Raw genomic sequence first — 24522 nt, forward strand, 5'->3', positions numbered from 1 at the left:
CCCGTGCAGGTGGTGAGGGATTATGTTGTTCGAACAGCTTGATCTGGATCAGCTCGAGGATGTAGCGCAGGCCAAGCGTGCCATCGTTGGGTTGCTGAACTTGGTTGAGGATCTGCAGGCGACGGTGCGCCAGTTGCAAGCCGAGGTGCAGCGACTGCGCGACGAGAACAACCACCTGAAGGGTGAACAAGGCAAGCCGGATATCAAGCCCAATCGGCGTGGCAAGACGCCTGGGGCAGATAAGAACCACTCGTCAGAGGCCGAGCGGCGCAAGCCACAGGCATGGCAGAAGGGCAGCAAGCTGGCCAAGATCACGATTGATCGCGAAGAAGTGCTGACGGTTGATAAGACGCAACTGCCTGCCGATGCGGAGTTCAAGGGTTACGAAGACAGCGTTGTGCAGGATGTGGTCATCCACACCGACAACGTGCTGTACCACAAAGAGAAGTACTACTCACCGAGCGAGCGCCGGGTGTATCTGGCGGCACTGCCGCCGGGCTACACAGGACAGTTTGGGCCGGGGATCAAAGCGCTGGCGTTGGTGCAGTATTTCGCCTGCAACGTGGCCGAGCCGAAGATCCTGGAGTTCTTCGCCAATGTTGGTATCCAACTGTCGGCGGGTGAGTTGTCGAACTGGCTGATCAAAGACTGGCCGGACCTGCACGCCGAGAAGGCTGCCATCTACGAAGCGGGACTGCGCAGCAGCCCGTGGCAACACCTGGACGATACGGCAACGCGGGTCAATGGCCAGAATGAGCATTGTCATGTGGTATGTAATCCGCTGTATACGGCGTACTTCACGACGGCCCACAAAGACCGGCTGACCATTGTGGACGTACTGCGTAATCTGCACGTCCGTACCTTCCGGGTCAATGCCGAAGCCATCAGTTTTCTGTACGTGTTCGGCTTGGCGCAGCGCACCGTACGCATCGTACAAGGTCTGCCGCAAGACCAGGACTTGAGTGAAGCCGAGTTCAAAGCTCTGTTGGACGAACGTCTGCCGGCCCTGGGGCCGCAGCAGCGGTCGCACATCTTGGAAGCGGCGACCGTTGCCTCCTACCATGCCCAATTGGAGTTCCCGGTCGTCAAACTCCTGCTGTGCGATGACGCTCCCCAATTCAACTGGGTGACTGAGCAACTGGCGCTGTGTTGGATTCACGAAGGCCGCCACTACAAGAAACTTGACCCGAGCAGTCCGCCGTTCCGCAACCTCTTGACCGAGTTTACCAAGCAGTTCTGGAAATACTACGACGAACTGCTGACCTACCGTCAGCAGCCCAGCACAGACGAGAAAGCGCGACTCGAGACCAAGTTCGATACCTTGTTCGCCACGGTGACTGGCTACCGAGCCTTGGATGAGCGCATTGAAAAGACCAAGTTCAAGAAGACCAACCTCTTGCTGGTCCTCGACCATCCCGAAATCCCGCTGCACAACAACCCGGCCGAACTGGGTGCCCGCCAGCGCGTGCGCAAACGTGATGTCAGCTTTGGCCCGCGTACGCACGATGGCGCCAACGCTTGGGATACCTTTATGACTCTGACGGCCACAGCCAAGAAGCTGGGCGTCAGCATCTATCGCTACATCCATGATCGCGTGTCTGGCGCCTGCCAGATGCCTGATCTCGCCGACCTCATCACGCAGCGCGCCATCGAACTGTCACTCGGCGCTTCCTGGGAACCAACATAACTGGTTACCCCGGATTATTGAGAAGATACGGGAGCCATGTGTTCGCAAGGATACGGAGCTATGCGTTCGCGAGCATATGGAGCCACCGATTCGCGGCCAATGACGCCGGTCGTTCGCGTGATGCGGCGCCACTAAGGCGAATCGAGAACTTGGTTTCTCCTTCTGAGACGGTGATAATTCCTTCTGTTTGCAAGCAGCTATTGCGGAACAGAAAGGAATGACGATGAGTGGAAGGAGAACGAACGTGTTAGATGTACGCGAAATCTTGCGTCGGCTGCGCGCTGGCGAAAGCGATCGTGCCACGGCCAAGGCGCTATCAGTTGGCCGGCATACGGTCAAGAAATATCGCGAATGGGCCGATAAGGCGGGATTGTTGGCGGGAGATCTTCCCCCGACAGACGAGATACACGCTCTTTTACAATCAACCATGCCAGACACCGGAACCTCTACAGTGGCTTCGACCATTGTTCCCTTTCAGGAAGTCATTCGGGAATGGCGAACACGGGGTTTGGAAATCCAAGTGATCTTCCAACGGCTGCAGGAACAGCACCAGTATCGTGGCACCTATTCGAGCGTCTGGCGCTTCGTGCGCCGTATGGAACCGGCGACGCCCGACGTGACGATCCGCATCGAAACGAAGCCAGGCGAAGAGGCCCAGGTCGACTTTGGCTATGCTGGGTTGATCCGCGACCCGCAAAGCGGGGAGATGCGCAAGGCCTGGGTGTTCGTCATGACGCTTTCTTGGAGCCGACACCAGTACGCCGAACTGGTCTTCGACCAGACCGTCGAGACCTGGCTGAAGCTGCACATCAATGCGTTTACCTACTTTGACGGCACGCCCCGCCGAGTCGTGTTGGACAATCTCAAGGCCGGGATTGTGCGAGCTTCTTTGGAAGATCCCGTCGTGCAGCGCAGCTACCGAGACCTTGCCGAACACTATGAGTTCCTGATTGCACCCAATCGGCCCCGGACGCCCCAGCATAAGGGCAAAGTGGAGAGCGGCGTTCACTACGTGAAGCGCAACTTCCTCGCCGGTCAAACCTTCACCGATCTGACCGAGGCCAATGTCAAGGCGCTGGCCTGGGTCGAGAAGATAGCCAGTCAACGGATTCATGGCACGACGAAAGCCAAACCGACGGACCGTTTCGAGGGGATCGAGAAGATGGCGTTGCAACCTCTACCTGCCACCCGCTACGATCTGGCGGTTTGGAAGCAAGTCCTGGTGCACCGCGACTGCTACGTCGTATTCGAAAAAGCCTACTATTCGGCGCCGTTTCGCTTGGTCGGCCAACAGGTCTGGGTGCGTGGCGGTCTGCAGTCCGTGCAGATCTTCAGCGAATACACCCTCGTGGCCACGCATCAACCGGCCAAGGCGCCAGGCGAACGGCTCACGAACCCGGACCATCTGCCGACTCACAAGGCCGCCGGTCTGCTCAACACCCGTGAAGCCTGCCAAAAACGCGCCGACGAGATCGGCATCCACACCGCCGATGTGGTCGCACGGCTGCTGGCCGAGCGTCCGCTTGACCGCTTGCGCATGGTGTGGCGCATCTTGCGCCTGGCCGAGGAGTTCGGCGCACCCCGGCTGGAACGAGCCTGTATGCGGGCGCTGCACTTCGAGGATTGCACGACTCGCACCATCCGCCAGATCCTGGAAAAGCGCCTGGACTTGGCTGCACTCCCCCCATTGGTTGTTGAACTGACGCCGCGGCGCTTCGGTCGCTCGGCCCACGAGCTCTTGCCCGGCCTGGGAGACATGTCATGGAACTAACGCACCAACTCAATACCCATCTCAAGCGGTTACGGTTGTCAGGCATCCTTGACACGCTGGAACTGCGCAACCAGCAGGCCATCCAGGACAAGCTCTCCTACGTCGAATTCCTGAACCGGCTCATTCAGGACGAAGTGGAGCGGCGGACCCAGAAGCAGCTCCAGTTGCGACTGCGCCGCGCCGCATTCCATAGCGACAGGACGCTGGAGGCCTTTGACTTTGGCTTCAACCCGACGATCAACCGTCAGCAGGTGCTTGACCTCGCCACCTGTGCCTACATCCAGCGACACCGCAACACCCTGATCTGTGGGCCGACCGGGGTAGGTAAAAGTCATCTGGCTCAAGCGTTGGGGCACGAAGCGTGTCGCCGCGGCCACGACGTTCTGTTCGTCAGCGCCCACAAGATGCTCGCTCATCTCAACGCCGGCCGCGCTGATGGAACCTACGACCGGCGTCTGCAGACCTATCTGCGGCCTGCGCTCTTGATTATCGACGATTTCGGCCTCAAGCCCATGCGTCCCCCAGCGCCGGAGGACATGTTTGACGTCATCCTCGAACGGTACGAACGGGGCTCGATCCTGATAACCAGCAATCGCGCACCGAGTGAATGGCCTGAGATCTTTCAAGACCCTTTGATCGCCTCGGCCGCCCTCGATCGCCTCGTGGACAACGCCCAGATCATGATCATCACGGGCGCCAGCTATCGCGCACGTGACCGCCACTTCCTGGCGGCGCACAAGGAGTGATACATGCTTTATTCAGCCAGGCCCAGGGCGCCGCCGGTGACACTGGTTCAGAGTGGCCCATCCAACTGGACACCTATCAGGCCAAAGATAACGAAAAGACGAGGTGGTCTGGTCGGCGACCTGACCCTCTCGCCTTCTCTGGGTGGGTAACTCCCATTTTAGGCAAGACAAGCACCATGTCAAGTCGAGCAGCTCACTTGATCGTCTGCGCCCGACACCGGGCGCACTCGTTAACAACGACTTTTAGATCACCATGAAACAACGCTCAAATTGAGCCGACACCGGCACCCGGATTGCAGTTTCGGGACTGCCCAAGTCGATCTCTAACAACTGGAGAAACCAGGTATTCTCGACGCTCTCCCTGGCTCCATAGCCCGCGAACGCGTGGCTCTCATACCCCGCGAGTTGACAGGCCGCCAGCCAGTAACGCCAGCCCTGCTTGAAATGCGGTCGCAGCCATGTGTCATGCCAGCCCTCACGCGTGAGCAGCCGCGTCAACACGTGCGCCAGCGCCGGCGCCCACATGTAGCCCACAGCCAGGAGCACGGTCGCCAGGGTTAAACGCAGCGCAGGGACCAACACGGGGCTGTTGACCAGGCCGCCTGTGAGAAAAATGATCAGGCCGATCACCCAGGCGATGCCAAAGGCGAACGCCAGGAAAATACCCACCCGTTTGACATCCACACCGTCGTTCATCTGCGATCACCTCTTAGTTCTGTGCCGTTTGACCAGGACTGAAAAAGCCCGAGTTGCGAACTCGCATCATCGATTCTCTTCTGAGCCATTTTTTGGTATTCACCTACCAGTTCGACGCCAACAAACTTCCTTGATAACCTACTAGCCACCACGCCAGTCGTGCCGGAACCAGTAAATGGATCAAGAACAAAGTCTTGCTCTCTTGTGGAAGCGAGTATGCACGTCTCAACCAGCTTCTCCGGGTAAACAGCAAAATGGGCCTCTCGAAACTTGCTTAGGGGTATTTCCCAGACGGTTCTCCTATTTCTCCCTTTCGGATTGAATGCCTGATCCCATCTTCCATCGTGCAGGTTGCTATTTCCCGCGTTTTTCCCAGCTTCGGGTGTTCCGCCCACCTTCCCAAAGTGATTGCGGCCACCTTGCATTCTTGATTTCTCGGTGAAAGTTATGTGAGGTTCTCGAATTGCATCCGCATCATAGTAGTATTGGGGGGATCTTGCGAACATGAATAGATACTCATGGTCTGTGGTGGGACGATCCGTAACTGAAGAAGGCATCGCATTGGGTTTATGCCATATGATGTCACTTCGTAGAATCCATTTGTCATCCTGCAAGGCCAGCGCAACTCTCCATGGGATACCCAGCAATGATTTGCCGCGATAAGTATCGCCGAGATTCAGCCACAACAACCCGTCCGACTTTAGCTTTTCTCTTAAGCCCCTAAAAATGCACACGAGGTTCTCTATGTATTGACTCGGTTCGCTTTCCTGCCCGATTTCTTTTGGATTGCTCGATCCGGAGTAATTCCTGTGTCCGAAGTAAGGCGGGCTAGTCACTATCGCCTGAAAAAAGTCGTTGGGGAGTGTGGGAGCAACGCTGAGTATGTCGCCGAGAATAACCTTACCTTCTATGTTATTCGACATTTCCGCCTCCGAGAATAGAAGCGACATATCTGTTGAACTTGATCTGGGCGTCTTCATCGAATCCGATGAATCTATTTGGACTCATGTTGAAATGGAAGATCAGGTCAATATGAGTGCCTATAGTACCGATCTCTAAGGTTGACCAGTTCTCGGCGATTATGACAGCGACTACATGATAGTCATTTGCGTCTCGATTGAGATCGCGAATGGCAGTAATGAGGTCTCGAGAAAACAGGTGCGAGTGACCACCACCTTCAGTTTCCCTGGTCTTGACTGGAATCAACAACCTGGTTCTGTCGCCACCTGCCCTTGGGATCAGATCAACGGAAACATCTATTGTATGATTTCCAATCTTGATTTGTTTGTCTGCAATTTCTACCTGCTTGTACCGTCCGTAGTTTCCGTGAATTGAATAGTAGTACTGCAGGGCCGTAATCAGACTGGCTCTTACGTAGGTTTCTATCTGGTGACCGCTGATGCTGCGGCGAGACCCTTCCAGCCGGTCGAGCACAACTTCTCGTACTGTCTGCCAGTCGAAACTTCTTACGACGGTTCTGTACTCCAGAATGAGTTCGACCAAGGAATCAGTTTCCGCAACCATTTTGGAGACATTGTCCGCCTTCTGCATGCGAGAAATCAGCGGAGAAAGTCGCTGCTGCGGGGCATCTCTTATCATCCAGGCAAGAAAATAGAAGCAGGCTTTGGCATGGGGATAAGTACGGCCAATGCCATCAAACAGAAATGGCTTCTCGTCGGTACTGTCTAGATAGCAGGCGTTTATCATCCTCGCGATTTCATCTCGTGAGCATTGAAGCAGTATTTCATTGAGACTCTTGTGGGAGCCACTGATACGTCGCGCATGTTTCTCGATCCAATCGTAAAATGGTTTGGCTTGATCAACAAGCCTGGAAAGTTCCACCAGGCGATAATGTGCGATGTTGACTTGGTGAACAATGAGGTCATCCATTTCAGTCGCGTTTCCTCTGCCAGCCTTCTATGGCTGCTATCTGCTTTCATTGGCCGCATAACGGGGAAACCGCTAACGGCCCGCTTCACCTGCGGCTGGGCCTCCATGACCTGCACGGCCGGTATAGCCGACAGGTTGTGGTTTGCCATGAACAAATATGGGTTATGCGGCGGAAAGTAAGCTGACATCGCACTTTCCGTAACGGTCGAGCCGCGGCATAATCTGAGTTGAACTAAGCCGTCTGGAAGACGTGGGATATGGAATTTGAGAACCGACTTGCGTGCCTATCCTATGCGCAACTAAGCAGCAAACACGCCTGACACGATTCTACATCACAGCGAGAGAAATATCAAGCCTCTGTCCTTGCAGTTTGGCAGGGCCACAGTTGGATTGTATGCGCTGGTCTCGCCTGTAGTATAATCGCTCTCTCAGTGCGACGTGGAGCGATGGTGGACCTGAATCATATCGTTACAGAGGAATTTGTATGCCGATCGAGCTGATTCACGGCGCGTGCCCGCACGACTGCCCCGACACCTGCGGCATCGTAACCGAAGTTGAGAATGGCCGTGCGGTCAATTTTTATGCCGACGCCGATCACCCGGTAACGCAGGGCTGGCTGTGCGCCAAGGTGCGGCCCTATCTGGAGCGCGTCTATCACCCCGATCGCCTGACCTATCCGCTGCGTCATGTGGGGCCGAAGGGCGGTGGGCAGTGGGCGCGCATCACCTGGGACGAAGCGATTGGCGAAATCGCCGCGCGCTGGCGCGCCATCGCCGCGGAGCATGGCGCGGCGGCGATTTTGCCCTACTCCTACAGCGGCACGCTGGGCCTGGTGCAAATGGCGGTCAGCAGCGCACGGCTGTGGAATCGCCTGGGCGCCAGCCGCTTGCAGCGCAGTATTTGCGGCGCGGCCGCGGAGCTAGCCGTGGAAAGCACACTCGGCCTTCGGCACAGCCCGGCTTATGACGATTTGGCGCACAGCCGACTGATCATCCTTTGGGGCCACAATCCGGCCAGCACCGCGCCGCACGTCATGCCGGCCCTGCGCGCCGCGCAGCGGGCCGGCGCCGAGCTGATTGTCATTGACCCGCGGCGGACGCGCAGCGCGCACGGCGCTGACCTCCACCTGGCGCCGATTCCCGGTACGGACGGCGCGCTGGCGCTGGGCTTAGCGCACGTCATCGTGCAGGACGGTCAGCATGATGAAGCATGGCTGCAGGCGCATACCGTGGGCTGGCCGCAGTTGAAGGCCCGCCTGGCCGACTACCCGCCGGCGCGTGTGGCCCAAATCACCAGTCTGCCCGCAGAAACCATCGTCGCGCTCGCCCGGCGCTATGCCGGCGTACGCCCCGGCCTGATCAAGATCGCCGATGGCATCAACCGTCACGCCAACGGCGGACAGACCGTGCGCGCGATCTGCGCGCTGCCGGCCATCACCGGCCAGTACGGCATACGCGGCGGCGGCCTGGCCTACAGCACCAGCGGTACACTGCGCTGGGACAGCGAGGCGGTCAATCACTGGGCTGCGTGCCCGCCGCCGGCGCGCAGCGTCAACATGAACCGCCTGGGCGCAGCCCTCTTGGGCGAAGTCAGCGATCCGCCCATTCGCAGCCTTTACGTCTTTGGCTCTAATCCGGCGGCCATCGCGCCCAACGCAGGCGCGGTCGTAGCCGGCCTGCGCCGCGACGATCTCTTCACCGTCGTCCACGAGCTGTTCATGACCGATACGGCCGACCTGGCCGACATCGTCTTGCCGGCCACCTCGCAGCTAGAACACAGCGACCTGCACAAGGCGTATGGGCACACCTACGTGCAGTACAACCCTGCGGCCATCCCGCCCCTGGGCGAGAGCAAGAGCAACTGGGATGTGATGCGGCTGCTGGCGCAGGCCCTGGGCTTCAACGACCCCTGGCTGCGGCAGAGCGCGGACGAGGTGATCAAGGAAATCTTGGCGGCCACGGCCGCGGGTCAACCGGGCTTGCAGGGCATCACCCTGGCGCGGCTGCAAGAAGGCCAGCCGCTGCCGCTGACCATGGCCTCAACGACGCCCTTCGCCGACCTGCATTTCCCCACGCCGAGCGGCAAGGTGGAGTTGTTCAGCCAGACCCTGGCCGACCAGGGCCTCGACCCGCTCCCAGGTTATGTCAATGCAGGCGACGACGCGGCCCCGCCGGACGGTTATGCGACGGCGGACGCCTTGCAGTTGATCTCCGGCGCCGCGCACCATTTTGTGACCAGCAGTCTGGCCAACCTGGACAGTCTGCTGGCGCGCGAGAGTTCACCCTTCCTGGAAATTCACCCAGTGGATGCCGAAGCCCGGCGCATTACGCAGGGCGACATCGTCATCGTGGAAAACCGGCGCGGCTGGTGCTCCTTGCGCGCCGTGGTGACGGAGGCCGTGCGCCCTGGCGTGGTGGTGTCGCCCAAAGGCCGCTGGAGTCGCCAGGGCAACGGGCGCAATGTCAACTGGACGACGCCCGATGCCCTGGGGGACATGGCCGGACAGAGCACGTTTCACAGCAACCGCGTGTGGGTGCGCCCCGCACACGATGCCAGCGCGCCAACGCTTTCGACAGAGCCAAACACATGAGAATCAGTCGTGGTATGCTGGCAGCCGCCAGTGCGTATGTGCTTTGGGGCTTCTTACCGATCTACTGGAAATTCCTCCAGCGCGTCTCGGCCCAGGAAATTCTGATCCACCGCATCCTCTGGTCGTTAGCGACGGTCGTGCTCTTACTCACGGTGCAAAGGCAATGGCAGTGGTTGCGCGCCAGCCGTGAACGGCCAGCCATCCTGCGTTCGTTCGTCATCACCGGGGTGCTGCTGGCGATCAACTGGCTGGTTTACATCTGGGCCAACAACAACGGGCACATCGTGGAAGCCAGCCTGGGCTACTTCATCACCCCGCTGGTCAATGTGGTGCTCGGCCTGGTCTTTCTGCACGAACGCATGCGACCGGCGCAGTGGCTGGCGATTGGCATCGCCGCGGCCGGCGTGCTCTATCTGATCCTCAACGCCGGCGGCCTGCTCTGGATCTCGTTCACCCTGGCGTTTAGCTTCGGCATCTACGGCCTGCTGCGCAAGACGGCGCAGCTCGGTTCCTTACCGGGCTTGACTGTAGAGATGGCGGTGCTGAGCCTCCCCGCGCTGGCTTACGCCCTGTTCCTACAAAGCAGCGGGCAAGCCGCCTTCGCGCACGGCTCGCCCTCAATCACGATCTTGCTGGCGTTTTCAGGCGTCATCACGGCCGTGCCGCTCTTGCTCTTTGCCTATGGCGCGCGCCAGGTGCCATTGACCAGCCTGGGGGTGCTGCAATACATCGCACCCACCATGCAGTTTCTGATCGGTGTGCTGCTCTATGGTGAGAGTTTCACGCCCAGCCGCATCATCGGCTTCAGCCTGATTTGGATCGCGCTGGCGCTCTACTGGCGCGACAGCTTCCGGCAAAGGGGACGCACGTAGGGAAATTGTCCATCAAGCAGACTCAGACGTATCGAGTCAGGTATTTGCTTCGTGGCTTCGCCAATAATTTCGAACTTTCGCACGACAGCGCTAGACGTCCTGTCGTCGGTCTCAAAGGTTTGCAGATCCATATCCACAACAAACGACTCAATGCTGTCAATTGCGCGTAGTATGTCCCACAAATAAAGGCGAATATTTCTCACAGGATGACTACCTCTTTCAGTACAGCATCGCGTAATACCTCACGGAGCGCACGACGAGGAACAACATCTACAGAGCGCTGAAGTCGTTCTTCCAGAAACTGGCTCAAACCGATCAAATCGAATAGGTCAGCGCCATCCTGAAAATCAACCAACAAATCAACATCACTTGATGGATGTTGTTGGTTGCGAGCGAAGGAACCAAACAGCCCAATCGTACGCAGCTTATAGTGAGAGATCAGGTCTGTCTTAAGGAATCTAAGCGTAGTGACAATATCTTCCGTCATAGCAGGATTCTAACCAGGAACAGCCGATGTGTCAACTATGTCAATTCAAGCATCGAACTGACCGATTACCACCAGGCCGCCAAGCTGTGCTATACTTCAATAGTCCCCGGCGCAGGGTCATCAGGCTGATGACATCCAAGGAGTAAAGCCAATGATTGCCACCAGAAACCTGACTGCAAGACCAGATCCCTGGACCGAGCCAACCTGGGAGGTTGCGCTGCTGTTCCCCGACCAAGGGGCCTGGAGCGAGGAAGAATTCCTCAACTTGGACACCAATCGCCTGGTCGAGTTTTCGCATGGACGCCTGGAGGTGCTGCCGATGCCCAACGAAACACACCAGAATATCGTCTTTTTTCTGGCTGCGTTGTTCAAAGCGTTTGCCAAACAGGCTGGCGGACACGCTGTTCTTGCACCATTTCGATTACGTCTCTGGCCGGGCAAGATCCGCGAACCAGACATCATGTTCATCGCCCATGCGGCCGACCCGCGTCGCCAACAGGCGTTTTGGTCCGGCGCCGACCTGGTCGTCGAGGTGCTGAGCGACGACGACCCGCTGCGCGACGACGACCCGCTGCGCGACTTGTCCGTCAAGCGATTCGAATACGCCCAGGCTCACATACCCGAATACTGGATTGTTGACCCGCGCGCCGAAACCCTCACCGTGTTGGCGCTGCAGGGCGACGCTTATCGGGAGCATGGCCGCTTTGCGCGCGGCGATACGGCGACCTCAGCCACCCTGGCCAGCCTCGATGTCGAGGTCAACGCGCTGTTCGACGCTGAATAAACGGCAGGCCCTGGAACCAATGCCGCGTCTGCACGTATTATATCGGCGAGGGGTCTGAGAGGCGTCAAGAGATGCCTCAGTACGAGACAAGGAGTATTTCATCATGTCATACACGGCTGAGATTAGCCGCAGCAATCCGTCCTGTTTTCTGTTCCTCATTGACCAATCTGGCTCCATGGCCGACCCGTTCGGCGGCCCCGGCGGCAAGCGTAAGGCCGACGGCGTGGCCGATGTGGTCAACCGTTTGCTGCAGAACCTGGTCATCAAATGCGCCAAGTCCGAAGGCGTGCGCGACTACTATCACGTCGGCGTTATCGGCTACGGCGCGAAGGTTGGTCCGGCCTTGGGCGGCGCGCTGGCCGGGCGCGAGATGATTCCGATCAGCGAGATCGCCAATAACCCCGTACGCATCGAGGAGCGCGTGCGCAAGATGGACGACGGCGCAGGCGGCATCGTGGAGCAAACGATCAAGTTCCCGATCTGGCTCGACCCGGTGGCGCATGGGGGCACGCCGATGGTGCAGACACTGAACCAGGCGCAGACCATCATCAAGGGCTGGCTGGCGCAGTACCCCAACTGCTTCCCACCCATCGTCATCCACATCACAGACGGCGAGTCCACCGACGGCAACCCCGCCGACGCGGCGAACGCGTTGAAAACCCTGGCGAGCAACGACGGGCCGACGCTGCTTTTCAACATTCATGTTTCATCGCAACGCACCAACCCGTTGGAATTCCCGGCCGACGCCGATGGTCTGCCTGATGACCATGCGCGCAGCCTGTTTGCCATGTCGTCCGAGCTGCCGCCCTACATGCAAGAGATTGCACAGCAGGAAGGCTATCCGGTGACCGCGAACACGCACGGCTTCGTCTTCAACGCCGACATGGTCGCGCTGATCCGCTTTCTGGACATCGGCACGCGGCCCAGCAATCTGCGCTGAGAAGATCAATCGCGTGCGCTCAGGCCTCGTTACCGTGCAGGCCTGGGCGCGCGCCTTTTCGGGGAGTGAATAGCCGTGCAGGTGCTTCTTAACCATCTGGCGCTGCCCAAGGCCGGGAACAGCGCCAGTGACTACGAGGATGCGGCGTTTCCCTTGGAGGCGCCGGCCACACCCGTAACTCGCTTTCGCGTCGCCATCGCGGACGGCGCCACCGAAAGCTCGTTTGCTGCGCTGTGGGCGCGCCTGCTGGTGGAAGCGTTTGTGCACAAGCGGCTGCTGGTACGCGGCCAGCGCGTGCTGGCGCAGCTTGCCTCGTTGCAGCAGACCTGGCAGCAGGCCGTCGCATCCAAACCACTGCCCTGGTATGCCGAAGAAAAGCTGCGCGCCGGCGCGTTCTGCGCGTTCCTGGGGCTGGAGCTGGCCGAAGGTCGCCGCGGCGCCGCGTGGCAAGCGTGGGCCGTAGGCGACAGTTGCCTGGTTCAGGTGCGCGAGGACGCGGTGTTGGCTGCATTTCCGCTGACCAGCGCGGATGCCTTCAACAGCCGGCCGTTTTTGATCGGCAGCCAGACGCGGCATCACGCTGAGGCGGTCGGGGCGATGCGCCGCGCGCACGGCGCATGGCAACCTGGCGACCGCTTCTTTCTGCTGACTGATGCCCTGGCCGCCTGGTTCCTGGCCGACCATGCGGCCGGCAACCACCCGGCCGCCACGCTTGAGGGGTTGCTGGCGGCGCGGGATTCTGGTGCGCCAGCCGCGTGGCTGGCAGACCAGCGCAGCGCCCGCCAGGTCCGCAACGACGACACGACGTTGTTGTGCATCACACTGCAAGATGGGCCGCAAGCCGCATGAACTGTATCTTGCGCGCTGTTTCTTAACCAAACGATGCCCACGCCCACCGCACCCATAGCCCCACAGCCGAACGAGTACGATGAAGCCATTCAGAATCCGCGTCTGTGCTTCACTGACCCTGAATTACGCGCGGGCGTTGTGGAAACATATCCGCCTGGACGCGGCATTCCTGGTATGCCGTGGCCACGCAGCGGCTCCTTTGGTCAGGCTTACCACGTGCAGGTCAACGGCCGGCAATGGGGCGTTAAGTGCTTCACGCGGCTGCATGACGATCAGGAGGCGCGCTACCGCGCCATCTCAGCCCACCTCAGAAGCGCCAATCTCCCGTACATGGTTGACTTCGACTTCCAGCCCGCAGGCATGCGCGTCAAGGGCCGAACGTACCCTTTGCTCAAAATGGCCTGGATTGACGGGGAACCGTTGGATGACCACATCGAAAAACACCTGGCCCAGCCGGCCGCGCTGACCCGCCTGGCGGATCAGTGGCTGGCCCTGGTGGCGAACTTGCAGGCGCATGGCATTGCGCACGGAGACTTGCAGCATGGCAATATCCTGGTGGCGGGCAATGAGCTGCGCCTGATTGACTATGACGGTATGTTCGTGCCGGCCCTGCGAGGTCAAGCCAGCCACGAAATCGGGCATCGCAACTACCAACACCCCCAACGCACCGAACAACAGTTTGACGAGGCGCTCGACCGCTTTTCTGCCTGGGTGATCTACCTCTCGTTGATCGCCTTGAGCATCGAACCAGGTTTGTGGCGGCAGTTTGGCGGCGGCGACGAGAAGTTGCTCTTCGATGCGGACGACTTTCGCGCCCCGGGACGCTCGCCTGTGCTGCGGGCGCTGCGTGATTCGCGTAGGCCGGGGCTGCGTCCCGTGGCAGCGTTCATCAGTGAACTGGCGCGTGTGCCGCCCACCCACGTCCAGCCGCTGGATGGGCCAATGGTGGCGCGCGCCATTCAGGAGGCGCGCTCATCGTGGATCAAAGAAAGCGCCTCGCACGGGGTTTTGTCGGCGCCGACAGGCGTCCTGAAACCGCAGCCGGTGACCGCGCCGGCCAGCCTGGCGCCTGCCCCGCGCGCCGCCGTTGCGGGCGATAGCAGTTGGCTGCGCGATCACCGCCCGCTCAACCAGCGGCCGCCCGTAAAGTGGCTGCCGGATAACCTGTGGCCCGAACGGTTGGGGGTTGGGCTGCAGATTGCGACCAGCGGCGCGCTCACCTACCTGGCGATTCTAGGCCTGATCGTGCCCGAATGGGCCATTCTATGGTTTGTCTCGACCCTCGCCATGGTGTCTCTGCTGCTCGCCTATCGTTATGTCGCCTTGCCCGCGTTTCGTGAACGCTCCGATCTGCTGACCCAACGCGCGTTTCTCGACCGGCAGCACCGCCGCAGCGCTAAACGCTTTAGAAAACTGGAGTCGCAGTGGGACGACATGGCGCAGCGCGCCCAGACGTCGCTCACGAAACTTGTTACCGAAGAGACCACTTTGAAGGCACGCCAGGTCGCCGAACTGCAGACCGTGGACCATGAGTTGCAGTTGCGCCTGACCGGCCGCTTGCAGCGCTGGCAGCAGCAAAAGCGCCGCGAGGCCTTGGCGCAGGTTCGCCTGGCTGATGAGACAATCCCAGGCATTGGCTCGGAGATTCTGAGGCGCCTGGCGGGAGCGGGCATCATCACCGCGGCCGATGTGGATTACGATCGAGTGCGCCAGGTGCGGGGTGTGGGTGAGCTGCGCGCGCGTGAACTGGCCGCGTGGCGGCATCAGGTTGACGCCCGCATCGCGCCCACCCTGCCCATCGTTCTGCCGCCTGACCAGGCCATGCCGCTGCAGCAGCAAGCGGCGAGCGACCGTGAGCGCATCGAGAAACGCTATCGCAAGCCGCTGGCGCAGCTCGGTCAGAAGCGCGCGTCGCAGGAACTGCGTCACAGCGAGGAACAGCAACGCCGTGTGCCCGAAATTCACACCGAAAAACGCCACCACGCCGACCTGGAACAGCGCCTACGGGAAATCAACCATGAACTGACGGCCTACGAAACCCTCCACTTCGCCACCTTCGTGCGCCGCCTTTTCTTCCTGCGCGGTTAAGGGTATCTATTTCGTACCTTCGTTATGAAGCATAAAAAAGAGAACCGGTTCGCGCCAAGCCGGTTCGCCCTATCCAGGCAGCCTGACAATCAGGTCAGGCGTCAAGCAGCGCAACGATTTGGGCGGTAATTTCCTTCACCTTCTCAGCCTTCAACTTGCCCGCTTGATACTCAATGACGCTCTCGTCAACTGAAAATAGATGACAGAATCGCACCACACTATCAGCGCGTAGACCGCCACTTTCAAAATCGGCTCTTGTGATCGCCACATCGTAGCCATCATTGCGTCCACGACTTGTAATCATGCACAGGATTGGGTCAAGCCCCTTTGGGGCAGCAATGACGAGCGCAGGACGCCGCTTGAAGTTACTGAAATCGGAAAAATCAAGTGGAGCGACGACTACGTCGCCTTTTGCAAATAGGCCCATGCTTCATCTTCTTCGGGAGTATCCCAGTACTTGGCAAGTGACCGCACAGATGCACGTTCCCACAACCGCTCATCCGTTTCATCATCCGTGACAATAGCTTTTGCCTCGGCTGTGGCAATCATTCGCTCTCTCAAAATGAGAGCGAAATCAAGCAGTTGGGCGCGCTGGAACGTGGGCAAAGCACGCACCACATTCATGAGTGCCTGTTCGTAGCCTGCTGGCTGAATCGTTGATTGCATTTCGATAGCTCACCTCATTTGCGAAGTTCGAGCCGCACAGTAAATGCCGCTAACTGACAGATTCGAATTCGAACGAAAACTGCTATTGGTTGAATTATAGACGCCATCGCGCTGCGCGCAAGTTCACCGACGTGCGCTCCTATTTCCGAGCGCGGCGCCCGCATTGGGGGTGCATTTCAATTTCGGGGCGTAGCCCCAGAGGGGCTTGCACCTCGCAGCCGGATGGCCTTTGGCCTCCGGCGGGGTTGCTGGCCCGATAGCGTGCGCGCAACCAACGCCGCCCGACCGTGAACGGATCGGGCTACAAGGTGGAAGGCCCTATCGGGCCTGACGGCGCACGAGGGGTTTGTATTTCGTGGCGGGTGCATTTCAGTTCCGCTGCGTAGCCGGCTTCGGTTGCGCTTGGCAGTGGTTGCAGCGGCCTTCGACAAGCTCAGGCCCCGTGCGGTGAGCCTGTCGAACCGTGCGGTCGAGCCGCTCACGACGAAGCCTCAATCGCTCGACGTCGGACCCGCCCCCATACTGAAATGCACCCCCGCATTCGACCCTGATTGCAAATCCCGCTCATTTCAAGTACAATACGCCCCACTGGTCTTCGATCTCTGGTCTCTGATCTCCGACCTCGGATCTCCGATCTCAAGCCGAAGGAGAAACCCACAACCCAATGCTCACGCTATCCCAAATTCGCCAAGAACTCCCAGCCGTTCAACGCGCGGCTTACCTCAACACCGGCTCGAATGGGCCGCTGCCGCAGCGGGCTGCTGCCGCCATGACTGCGGCCGCGGAAGCCGAACTGACCGCAGGGCGCATCAGCATGGCCCACTGGATGGGATCGGTTGAGCTAAAACGCAGCCTGCGCGAGGATTTCGCTGCGCTGATGCACGCGCCAGCATCGAGTGTGGCGTTGGCGCACAACACCACCGAGGGGGTCAATCTGGCCCTCTGGGGGTTGAACTGGCAAGCAGGCGACGAAGTCATTACCACCACCCTGGAACATCCGGGCGTCACGGTGCCGTTGGCGCTCCTGCGGCAGCGCTTTGGCGTTATCGTTCGCTTCGCTGATGTGGGCCTGGGAGACGCCGAGCACGTGCTCGACGCGCTGTCCAGGGCTTTCACCCCGCGCACGCGCCTGGTCGCGCTCTCGCATGTGAGCTACTCCAGCGGCGCCCTCTTCCCGCTGGCTGACATCGTCGAACTCGCGCACCGCCGCGGCGCATGGGTGCTGGTGGACGCAGCACAAAGCCTGGGCGCCATCCCCGTAGATGTGACCGCGCTGGGTGTTGATTTCTACGCTTGCTCCGGCCAGAAGTGGCTGTGCGGGCCGGAAGGTACGGGCGTGCTCTACGTACACCCTGACCGCCTGGACGACATCCTGCCGACCTTCGGCGGCTACACCACGGTCCTGGCGCAGGATCATCGGGGCTGGATTGTGCCGCAGCCGGGCGCGGCCCGCTACGAAAGTATCACCTTCTATCCCCCGACCATCGTCGGCATGGCGGCCGCGCTCAGCTGGCTGCGTGAGGAGGTCGGCTTCGATTTCATCTTCCGCAACATCGCCGCCAATGCCCAGACGCTGCGCGACGCGTTGGCGCGCCTGCCCGGCGTGACGCTTCTCACACCGCAAGGGCAGCAGGCGGGATTAGTCAATTTTGACCTGGAGGGCTGGTCGCCGCAAGCGTTGGCCGGCCTCAGCGACGCCATCGGGCAGGCTGGTTATGGCATTCGCACGATCCCGCACCCGCCTTTCGGCATGCGCGCGGCGACCGGCTTCTTCAACACAACCGATGAACTGCTCGGCCTGGCCGCGGAAATCGAGGCGTGGCTGATCAAGGGACCAACCGCGGTTACGGTACCGCCATTTGCTGCCGGTTTACCCGCGCAGTATGTCAAACCGGCCTAGCGCCCGCCGATGCTGCCTGCTGACCGGGTCGTACTCGTGCTGGTTGAACCCCAGGATGTCGTCAATGTCGGCGCGGTGATGCGCGTGATGCTGAACTATGGGCTGCGCCGGTTGCGCGTGGTCAACCCCGCGGCCACGCTCGATCCAGCGCGGCTGGACGACCTGGCGCACCGCAGTCAGGAGATCATCGCCGCGCTTGAAGTGACCGGCACGCTTGACGAGGCGCTGGCCGATGCCACCTACGTCGTGGGCGCGACTGCGCGACCGCGCGCGGAGCCAATTGCCGTGCATGCGCCGCGCGAGCTGGCGCCGACACTGATCTCGCATATGCAGCGCGGCCGCCTGGCGCTGATCTTCGGCCCCGAATCAACCGGCTTGACCAATGCAGCGCTCGACCGCTGCCATGCGCGGCTGACCATTCCGACCGTGCCGGGCTATCGCTCGCTCAACCTGGCGCAGGCGGTTCTGATCGTCTGCTATGAGCTGTGGCTTGCGAGTGAGGACCCTGCGCCAACGCCAGCCGCGGCGCCGCCTGCCGACGCTGGCATGCTCACAGCCATGTTTGGCGACTGGCAGCAGGCGCTGACAGCCGTCGGCTTTCTGAAGACCGGCCAGGCGCCGGTCATGATGCGCCGGCTGCGGGACCTGGTGCAGCGCGCCGCGCCCAGCGCGGATGAGGCGCGCCTGCTGCATGCCATCGCCCGTGAGATCAGCAAATTTGCCGGCCGCTGAACCTGAAAAAGGCAGACCATGCAAGACAACGACATCCATGCCATCATGCCGGCTCTGCGCGCGGCCGTGGCCGCCTGGCAGACGCCCATTGTAGACGCCATGGCGCAGCAGAGCGAGACCCCGTACAAGATTCTGATCGCGACCATGCTCAGCCTGCGCACGCAGGACACCACGACCGGCCCGGCGAGCCAACGGCTGTTTGCCCTGGCTGACACCCCAGCCGCCATGCTCACCCTGAGCGCAGAAACCATCGAAAAAGCCATCTATCCGGTGGGTTTCTACAAAGTGAAGGCGCTTAATGTGCTGCACGTTTCGCGCATCCTGCTCGAAACCTACGATGGCCGTGTGCCGAACACGATCGAAGCATTGATCAAGCTGCCTGGGGTGGGTCGCAAGGTCGCCAACCTGGTGTTGACGATGGGCTATGGGCTGCCCGGCATCTGCGTAGATACCCACGTACATCGCATCACCAATCGCTGGGGCTATGTCCAAACCAAGACGCCGGAACAGACCGAGTTTGCCTTGCGCGCCAAGCTGCCGCCCGCGTATTGGATCGAAATCAACGGTCATCTCGTCACGTTGGGCCAGAACATCTGCCATCCCACCTCGCCGCGCTGCAGTCAATGCCCGCTCAGCGCCTGGTGCGACCGCGTCGGCGTGACGCGCAGTCGTTAGCGATCTGCGCAACCTGCAGCCAGGCCAGGGCTGGCTGTGGGCCGCGCAATCAGAAACCCCTCTTCGTGAACACGGCCGCGGTTGCAAACGCGCCCGTCGGCGCGGGTGCATTTCAATTTCGGGGCGTGGCCCACGAAGGGGGGCTTGGCAGTGGTTGCCGCGATTTCAATCGCCCGACGTCCGACCCGCTTCGCCGTTAGCGGCTCGACCGAGCTCGCCGAGGTCTCAGCCGAACGGCCCCCCCGTTTGAAATGCACCCGTCGGGCGGCCGTCGCTGGGCGGATGTCTGGCTCAGATGGACGCCGCGCCGCCGTGGGATCGCCGGACGGATGAAGTCCTCCGGCTACGAAACGGCGCCCGGTGAACCGGGCTGGCGTACTGTCCGGCATCAAGCCCCGTTGACGGGGCGCTGCGGCGTAGCCTGGCGATTGATCGCCAGGCGGCGTCCCGCACGACGCAGACGCACACCGCGGGCGATGTTCGTCTCCAGCCAAGCCCCGTTGACAGGGCGCTGCGGCGCGATTCACCGCCGGGCGGCCGTCGCCGGACGGATGAAGTCCTCCGGCTAAAGAAGTTCGCCCGGTGAACCGGGCTGGCGTACTGTCTGGCATCAAGCCCCGTTGACGGGGCGCTGCTGCGTAGCCGGGCCAGGGCGCACTTCAATGTCGGGACGTAGCCCACGAAGGTTGGGCTTGGCAGTGGCTGCATGGATTTCAATCTCCCCCAGTCCGATCTGCCCCCAATTTGAAACGCGCCCGTCGGCGCTTGCCTTCTTGCCAAAACACCCTGGCTCGGTTATAATTCGCTTGGTCAAACGGGGCGTAGCGCAGCCCGGTAGCGCACTTGAATGGGGTTCAAGTGGTCGGAGGTTCAAATCCTCTCGCCCCGACCTGATGACAAGGCCGATGGTTGCACAGCCGTCGGCTTTTCGCTATCTATCGGACGCACCGGAAAGGCGGCATCTATGGAAGATGCCTCGATGCTTGGTCAAGCACCTGCAGAGATCGAACAGAATACCAATGGGTCGCACGTGCCCGCTGTTGTCCCGAATCAGACCAGCGATTTTCTGGAACGGGTTAAGGCGGGCATGTCTATTGCCGCCGACATTAGTCGCGCCGATATCGTACTCTATCAGATGGCGGACAATGGGCTGCTGGTGATTGCCCACGCCATGCCCAACTCGATCTCGTCGCTGTACCGCCAATCTGCCCTGGGCCGGACCTACCATCGCCGGGAACGCCCCCTGGTGACAGAGGCGTTGACGACGGGAAGGCATGCACGTCGGCAGCGCGATCTGCTCAATGGCGGCGCGCCCGTCGAAGAAGAAGTATGGCCGGTGATAGACAACAATGGCGTGGTTGTCGCAGCTTTCAGCGTTTTGACCAACCTGATCGAATGTGAACGTCATCGCCGCCGCAAGCGCATTTTCCAAACCGCAGTCCGCTGGCTCAAGTGGATGGCGGTCCACGGTGAATTACGCGGCGCTGAGGAATTGTCCCCTTTCAAAGAGTATGACGGGATCCTATACATCAATGAAGAGGGGGTCATTGAATACCTCAGCGGCATCGCAACGAACCTCTATCGTCGTTTGGGCATTTTGGACGATCTGCGCGGCCGCAGCCTCAGCGGCCTGGAGACGAACGACGAAGCAGTCTGTGCGCGCGCCTTGCGCGTGCAGCGTTGCCTGGAGGATACAGTCGAATTTGGCGATCACTATTGGGTGCACAAGGCCATTCCACTGCGCCAGGTGCGGCCGCGATGGCGACAGCCAGAGACATGGTTCAATATCCACGCCCTACCCCTTGCGCCGGCTGGCGTTTTCTTGCTGATTCATGACGCCACAGAGGCCCGCCACCGCGCCCAGGAACTAGAGGTCAAATCCGCGCTGATCAAGGAAGTGCACCACCGGGTAAAAAACAACCTGGCCTCGGTGGCATCGCTGGTCAGAATGCAAGCGCGGCGCATTACCTCCGTGGAGGATGCCTTGACTGCGCTGGCCGACACTGAAGAGCGCATTCGCAGCGTGGCCATCATTCATGAATTCCTGGCGCGAGACGAAGGCCGGCCAATCAACATGCGAGAAGTGTGCCAGCGCATCGTCGAAGAAGTCAAACGGATTGAAGAAAAGCCAGGCCAGGTGATCACGATCACGCTGACTGGCCCCAGTCTGTATCTTTCGAGTCGCCAAGCAACCGCCTGTTCGCTGGCAATCAACGAGTTGATGTCAAATGCCATTGAACACAGCAGCGAACCAGTCATGCGCGACGTACTTGTGGATGTCGTGCTTGAAGATGGCGGTGATTTTGTGCGCCTTTCAGTCACCGATGATGGCCCTGGCCTGCCGCATGACTTCAACCTGGGCACAGCCCGTGGCCTGGGGCTGCAAATCGTGCGCACATTGGCTCAAGAAGACTTGAAAGGCAAGCTAGAGATTTATGGCAACGTCCCCAAAGGGACGACGGCCATGGTGGAGTTTCCAAAAGCGCCGCTGACCGAGGCTTGAGACCTGGCTACGCCTCCATAAACCGTCAGTGGGTGAATCGTTCTTGTTCTGAAGAGGGAGACTACTGTGGAACGAACCCGGATCATCATTGCCGATGACGAAACACTCATTCGCATGGACTTACGCGAGATGCTCACCCACCTGGGCTACCTGGTTGTGGGTGAGGTGGGAGACGGCCGCAGCGCCGTGAACCTGGCGCGTGAACTGCGTCCAGACATCATCATCATGGATATCAAGATGCCCGATATGGATGGCATCGAGGCCGCCAAAATCCTGACGGAAGAAAAGATTGCACCAGTCCTGCTGCTCAGCGCCTACAGTCAGCGCGACCTGGTTTTGCGTGCACGTGAAGCAGGTGTGGCCGGCTACCTGGTCAAGCCATTTCGTGAAGCAGATCTGGCGCCCGCCATCGAAGTCGCCCTGGCGCGCTTCCAGGAATTCCGTGAGTTAGAAAAACAAGTCGGCGACATCCAGGTGGCGCTGGAGACGCGCAAACTGGTGGATCGCGCCAAGGGCATCCTCATGGATCGCCAGGGCCTCACAGAGGCCGAATCGTTCCGCAAGATCCAAAAGATGAGTATGAACAACCGCAAGCCGATGAAGGAAGTCGCCGAGGCCATTATCCTGGCGCACCAGGTCGGCGAAGGGTAAACCCAAAAAAGGACGTGCTGGCCGCCTTTCAAGGGTTGCCAGCACGTAGATGCGGTCGTTCAAGAGTTCCAGGCCGTGGGCTTGCCGCGCGCTGGTTACAGACGCAGCCCGCCGCCCAGGTCAAGCACACTAATGCCGAGTATGGACAAGACGAATGCCAGCAAGGCAATCAGCAGAATCAGGATCAAGATTCCCAATGCCGCCGCAGCCATGAAGCCGCAGCCAAATTGAAAACCATCGGCAAACGTCAGATTGCGTATTTCTTCCGCCACGGGAACAACCTCGGTTACAACCGGCTCGGTCAACGTTGTCTTCTCCTTTGATGGCTCAGGTTACACCACGCTACGGGCAGATGGGTCAAAGTATATCACAAGTTGAAACGGTAGAGCAAGAATCCGGCGCACCCAGCAGGGACGATCAGCCGCCATCTACACCGCGCGTGGGGACGAATTACGCCGTTTGCCTGAGGCTGAAAAGTAGAGTCTATGCCCGTTGGCAGCCCACGCTGTTGCCGCTGCTGCTGACAGCCTGGGGCTTGATGCTGGCCATGCTCAGCGCGCATCCCCTGCGCGAAGATGAAGCCCTTTATGCCGCATGGGCGCTCAAGATCGCGCACGGCGACTTCTGGCTGCTCGGCGTACCGGTGGACAAACCGCCGCTCTACTTGTGGCTCCTCACGGTCTGGCAATCGCTTGTGGGCTCCAGCGTACCTGCCCTGCGCCTGCTCAACATCAGCCTCAGCTTGCTGAATGCCGCCCTGCTCGTTTCCCTGGCGCACCGCCTCACCGATCGGCGCACGGCCTGGCTTGCATTGGCTGTCTACGCGTCGGCGCCCTTTGCCATTCTCTTTGCGCCCACCCTCTACACCGATGTGCTGCTCACGACGATCTCGCTGGCGGCATGCCTGGCTGCTGTGCATCAACGCTGGGGCTGGCTCGGCTTGTGCCTGGGCTTGAGCCTGGCCGCCAAACAGCAGGCGCTGCTGCTGGCGCCGCTGCCCCTGCTGCTCGCCTGGCTAACCCTGCGCCAGCCGGGCTGGAGGCGTGTGGCGCGTGGTCTTGCGGGCCTGAGCCTGCCTATCGCCGTGGTATGGGCCTGGGACGCGCGCCGCCTCGCATGGACGCCGCCCGGCGGGCCGCCTGATGTCTGGACGCAAAGTGCGGTCAGTTATGGTGGATTGACCCTGGCGCCGCTGGCGACGTGGCTGCCGCGCCTGTATGAATGGTTGGCGGTTGCGCAGTACCTTGCGCCCGGTTGGGCGCTGCGCGGGCTGCTGCTGATGGGCATGGGCCTGGCTTGCCGCGCCGCCTGGCAACGCTGCAAGCGCCAACGACTGTTCAGCCAGCCGCCGTGGCAGCTGTTGATGCTCGGCTTTGCCCTGATCTACCTGACGGCGCAGGTTGTGGTATCATTTCAAGTGTGGGATCGCTACCTGCTGCCGCTGGCGCCGCTGGCGGCGGTCTTCAGCGCCGTCGCCCTGCGTTGGTTGTGGCGGCGCATGGGCCTGGTTGTCGTTGTGCTGGCCCTGCTCCTGCTGCCCGGCCCGGCCTGGCGTGCGGCGCACAGCGGCTATCCCATCGGCAGCGATCATGGCGCGTATGACGGCATCGAAGAAGCCGCGGCCGTGGTGCGCCAGGCATTGCCTGACAACCCATTCGGCGTGCTCTATCACCACGAGTTGGGCTGGCACTGGCAGTATTATCTGGCAGCCGCGCACTTTCAACAGGTCTACTATCCTACGCCAGCCTTCCTGGCGGCTGACGCGGCCGGCCCGGCGACCTATACGCGACTGGTCGTCATCCCCGCCTGGCGTTGGGATGATGAACTGCCTGCAGCGCTTGCGGCACATCGCCTGCGCCTGCACTGGCTGCATACGACCTGCCGCCCCGACGGTTCACCATCGTTCCTGATCTATCGTATTGAACCGATCTCCGGTCTCTGATCTCTGACCTCCGGTCGCTGGTCTCTGATCTCCGGCATTTTTGGGATACATCC

At 60.5% G+C, this 24522-nt stretch carries 23 protein-coding genes and 1 tRNA gene; 16 read left to right on the plus strand and 8 right to left on the minus strand.

The features are described 5' to 3' along the window. Positions 1 to 22: 22 nt before the first annotated feature. The 3 genes from ACPQ6D_RS18370 to istB all read left to right on the plus strand — a co-directional run bounded on the left by ACPQ6D_RS18370 (position 23) and on the right by istB (position 4204). Entirely contained in the window at positions 23 to 1687 is a 1665-nt protein-coding gene (locus ACPQ6D_RS18370) for an IS66 family transposase (protein ID WP_423223169.1), read from the plus strand. A 223-nt stretch (positions 1688 to 1910) separates the two neighbouring features. Then, positions 1911 to 3458, plus strand: a complete 1548-nt coding sequence (istA, locus tag ACPQ6D_RS18375) for an IS21 family transposase (RefSeq protein WP_423224337.1) — start codon at positions 1911 to 1913, stop codon at positions 3456 to 3458. Beyond that, positions 3449 to 4204 (plus strand): IS21-like element helper ATPase IstB, encoded by a 756-nt coding sequence (gene istB, locus ACPQ6D_RS18380; RefSeq protein ID WP_423222637.1) that lies wholly within the window; start codon positions 3449 to 3451, stop codon positions 4202 to 4204. Before istA ends, istB begins: the two co-directional genes overlap by 10 nt. A gap of 243 nt (positions 4205 to 4447) precedes the next feature. On the opposite strand, the gene ACPQ6D_RS18385 is transcribed toward istB, so the two are convergent. From ACPQ6D_RS18385 to ACPQ6D_RS18395, 3 genes are read right to left on the minus strand one after another with little or no spacing between them, the layout of a single operon-like run. Continuing rightward, positions 4448 to 4900, minus strand: a complete 453-nt coding sequence (locus ACPQ6D_RS18385) for a hypothetical protein (RefSeq protein ID WP_423225804.1) — start codon at positions 4898 to 4900, stop codon at positions 4448 to 4450. Then, on the minus strand, positions 4897 to 5823 hold the full coding sequence (locus tag ACPQ6D_RS18390) for a DNA-methyltransferase (RefSeq protein ID WP_423225805.1): 927 nt from the start codon (positions 5821 to 5823) through the stop codon (positions 4897 to 4899). The genes ACPQ6D_RS18385 and ACPQ6D_RS18390 overlap by 4 nt, the downstream gene beginning before the upstream one ends. After that, the gene (locus ACPQ6D_RS18395; RefSeq protein WP_423225806.1) at positions 5813 to 6790 is read right to left on the minus strand and encodes a hypothetical protein; all 978 of its coding nucleotides are present in this window, start codon (positions 6788 to 6790) and stop codon (positions 5813 to 5815) included. The genes ACPQ6D_RS18390 and ACPQ6D_RS18395 overlap by 11 nt, the downstream gene beginning before the upstream one ends. A 484-nt stretch (positions 6791 to 7274) precedes the next feature. Between ACPQ6D_RS18395 and ACPQ6D_RS18400 the strand changes: the two genes are divergently transcribed. Both ACPQ6D_RS18400 and rarD read left to right on the plus strand, forming a co-directional pair. Further along, entirely contained in the window at positions 7275 to 9380 is a 2106-nt protein-coding gene (locus tag ACPQ6D_RS18400) for a molybdopterin-containing oxidoreductase family protein (protein WP_423225807.1), read from the plus strand. Continuing rightward, complete coding sequence (gene rarD / locus ACPQ6D_RS18405) at positions 9377 to 10252, plus strand: EamA family transporter RarD (RefSeq protein ID WP_423225808.1); 876 nt, start codon at positions 9377 to 9379, stop codon at positions 10250 to 10252. The genes ACPQ6D_RS18400 and rarD overlap by 4 nt, the downstream gene beginning before the upstream one ends. Here rarD and ACPQ6D_RS18410 read toward each other — a convergent pair. Both ACPQ6D_RS18410 and ACPQ6D_RS18415 read right to left on the minus strand, forming a co-directional pair. Beyond that, positions 10213 to 10455, minus strand: a complete 243-nt coding sequence (locus ACPQ6D_RS18410; RefSeq protein WP_423225809.1) for a HepT-like ribonuclease domain-containing protein — start codon at positions 10453 to 10455, stop codon at positions 10213 to 10215. The two genes, rarD and ACPQ6D_RS18410, sit on opposite strands and share 40 nt — an antisense overlap. Next, entirely contained in the window at positions 10452 to 10739 is a 288-nt protein-coding gene (locus ACPQ6D_RS18415) for a nucleotidyltransferase family protein (protein WP_423225810.1), read from the minus strand. The genes ACPQ6D_RS18410 and ACPQ6D_RS18415 overlap by 4 nt, the downstream gene beginning before the upstream one ends. Positions 10740 to 10890: 151 nt before the next feature. Here ACPQ6D_RS18415 and ACPQ6D_RS18420 point away from each other — a divergent pair, with 151 nt between their 5' ends. From ACPQ6D_RS18420 to ACPQ6D_RS18435, 4 genes are all read left to right on the plus strand, one after another. Next, positions 10891 to 11523: a Uma2 family endonuclease gene (locus ACPQ6D_RS18420; protein ID WP_423225811.1), complete on the plus strand. Its 633-nt coding sequence runs from the start codon at positions 10891 to 10893 to the stop codon at positions 11521 to 11523. A gap of 103 nt (positions 11524 to 11626) precedes the next feature. Then, the gene (locus ACPQ6D_RS18425) at positions 11627 to 12463 is read left to right on the plus strand and encodes a vWA domain-containing protein (RefSeq protein ID WP_423225812.1); all 837 of its coding nucleotides are present in this window, start codon (positions 11627 to 11629) and stop codon (positions 12461 to 12463) included. A 75-nt stretch (positions 12464 to 12538) separates the two neighbouring features. Beyond that, entirely contained in the window at positions 12539 to 13312 is a 774-nt protein-coding gene (locus tag ACPQ6D_RS18430) for a hypothetical protein (RefSeq protein WP_423225813.1), read from the plus strand. A 174-nt stretch (positions 13313 to 13486) separates the two neighbouring features. After that, complete coding sequence (locus ACPQ6D_RS18435; RefSeq protein WP_423225814.1) at positions 13487 to 15400, plus strand: protein kinase domain-containing protein; 1914 nt, start codon at positions 13487 to 13489, stop codon at positions 15398 to 15400. Between the two features lie 94 nt (positions 15401 to 15494). Here ACPQ6D_RS18435 and ACPQ6D_RS18440 read toward each other — a convergent pair whose 3' ends face one another. Together ACPQ6D_RS18440 and ACPQ6D_RS18445 are read right to left on the minus strand one after the other, a co-directional pair. Next, positions 15495 to 15827, minus strand: a complete 333-nt coding sequence (locus tag ACPQ6D_RS18440; RefSeq protein WP_423225815.1) for a type II toxin-antitoxin system PemK/MazF family toxin — start codon at positions 15825 to 15827, stop codon at positions 15495 to 15497. After that, positions 15800 to 16066 carry a hypothetical protein gene (locus tag ACPQ6D_RS18445; RefSeq protein WP_423225816.1) on the minus strand — a complete coding sequence of 89 codons (267 nt, stop codon included), beginning with the start codon at positions 16064 to 16066 and terminating at the stop codon, positions 15800 to 15802. Before ACPQ6D_RS18445 ends, ACPQ6D_RS18440 begins: the two co-directional genes overlap by 28 nt. A 664-nt stretch (positions 16067 to 16730) precedes the next feature. On the opposite strand from ACPQ6D_RS18445, the gene ACPQ6D_RS18450 reads away from it, so the two are divergent. The 6 genes from ACPQ6D_RS18450 to ACPQ6D_RS18475 all read left to right on the plus strand — a co-directional run bounded on the left by ACPQ6D_RS18450 (position 16731) and on the right by ACPQ6D_RS18475 (position 22527). Beyond that, on the plus strand, positions 16731 to 17966 hold the full coding sequence (locus ACPQ6D_RS18450; protein WP_423225817.1) for an aminotransferase class V-fold PLP-dependent enzyme: 1236 nt from the start codon (positions 16731 to 16733) through the stop codon (positions 17964 to 17966). Positions 17967 to 17975: 9 nt separating this feature from the next. Next, positions 17976 to 18698, plus strand: coding sequence for an RNA methyltransferase (locus tag ACPQ6D_RS18455; protein ID WP_423225818.1), 723 nt, complete (start codon positions 17976 to 17978; stop codon positions 18696 to 18698). 18 nt (positions 18699 to 18716) lie between these two features. Continuing rightward, positions 18717 to 19373 (plus strand): endonuclease III domain-containing protein, encoded by a 657-nt coding sequence (locus tag ACPQ6D_RS18460; RefSeq protein ID WP_423225819.1) that lies wholly within the window; start codon positions 18717 to 18719, stop codon positions 19371 to 19373. Between the two features lie 815 nt (positions 19374 to 20188). Next, positions 20189 to 20262, plus strand: a tRNA-Pro gene (locus ACPQ6D_RS18465). Positions 20263 to 20337: 75 nt separating this feature from the next. After that, positions 20338 to 21876: a sensor histidine kinase gene (locus ACPQ6D_RS18470; RefSeq protein ID WP_423225820.1), complete on the plus strand. Its 1539-nt coding sequence runs from the start codon at positions 20338 to 20340 to the stop codon at positions 21874 to 21876. Between the two features lie 66 nt (positions 21877 to 21942). Then, positions 21943 to 22527 (plus strand): ANTAR domain-containing response regulator, encoded by a 585-nt coding sequence (locus tag ACPQ6D_RS18475; protein WP_423225821.1) that lies wholly within the window; start codon positions 21943 to 21945, stop codon positions 22525 to 22527. A 95-nt stretch (positions 22528 to 22622) separates the two neighbouring features. On the opposite strand, the gene ACPQ6D_RS18480 is transcribed toward ACPQ6D_RS18475, so the two are convergent. Beyond that, positions 22623 to 22832 carry a hypothetical protein gene (locus ACPQ6D_RS18480; protein WP_423225822.1) on the minus strand — a complete coding sequence of 70 codons (210 nt, stop codon included), beginning with the start codon at positions 22830 to 22832 and terminating at the stop codon, positions 22623 to 22625. Positions 22833 to 23035: 203 nt separating this feature from the next. On the opposite strand from ACPQ6D_RS18480, the gene ACPQ6D_RS18485 reads away from it, so the two are divergent. Continuing rightward, positions 23036 to 24469 carry a glycosyltransferase family 39 protein gene (locus ACPQ6D_RS18485; RefSeq protein ID WP_423225823.1) on the plus strand — a complete coding sequence of 478 codons (1434 nt, stop codon included), beginning with the start codon at positions 23036 to 23038 and terminating at the stop codon, positions 24467 to 24469. The last annotated feature ends 53 nt before the right edge of the window (positions 24470 to 24522 follow it).

The sequence above is a fragment of the Candidatus Amarolinea aalborgensis genome (assembly GCF_900491745.1).
Taxonomy (GTDB): Bacteria; Chloroflexota; Anaerolineae; order SSC4; family Amarolineaceae; genus Amarolinea; species Amarolinea aalborgensis.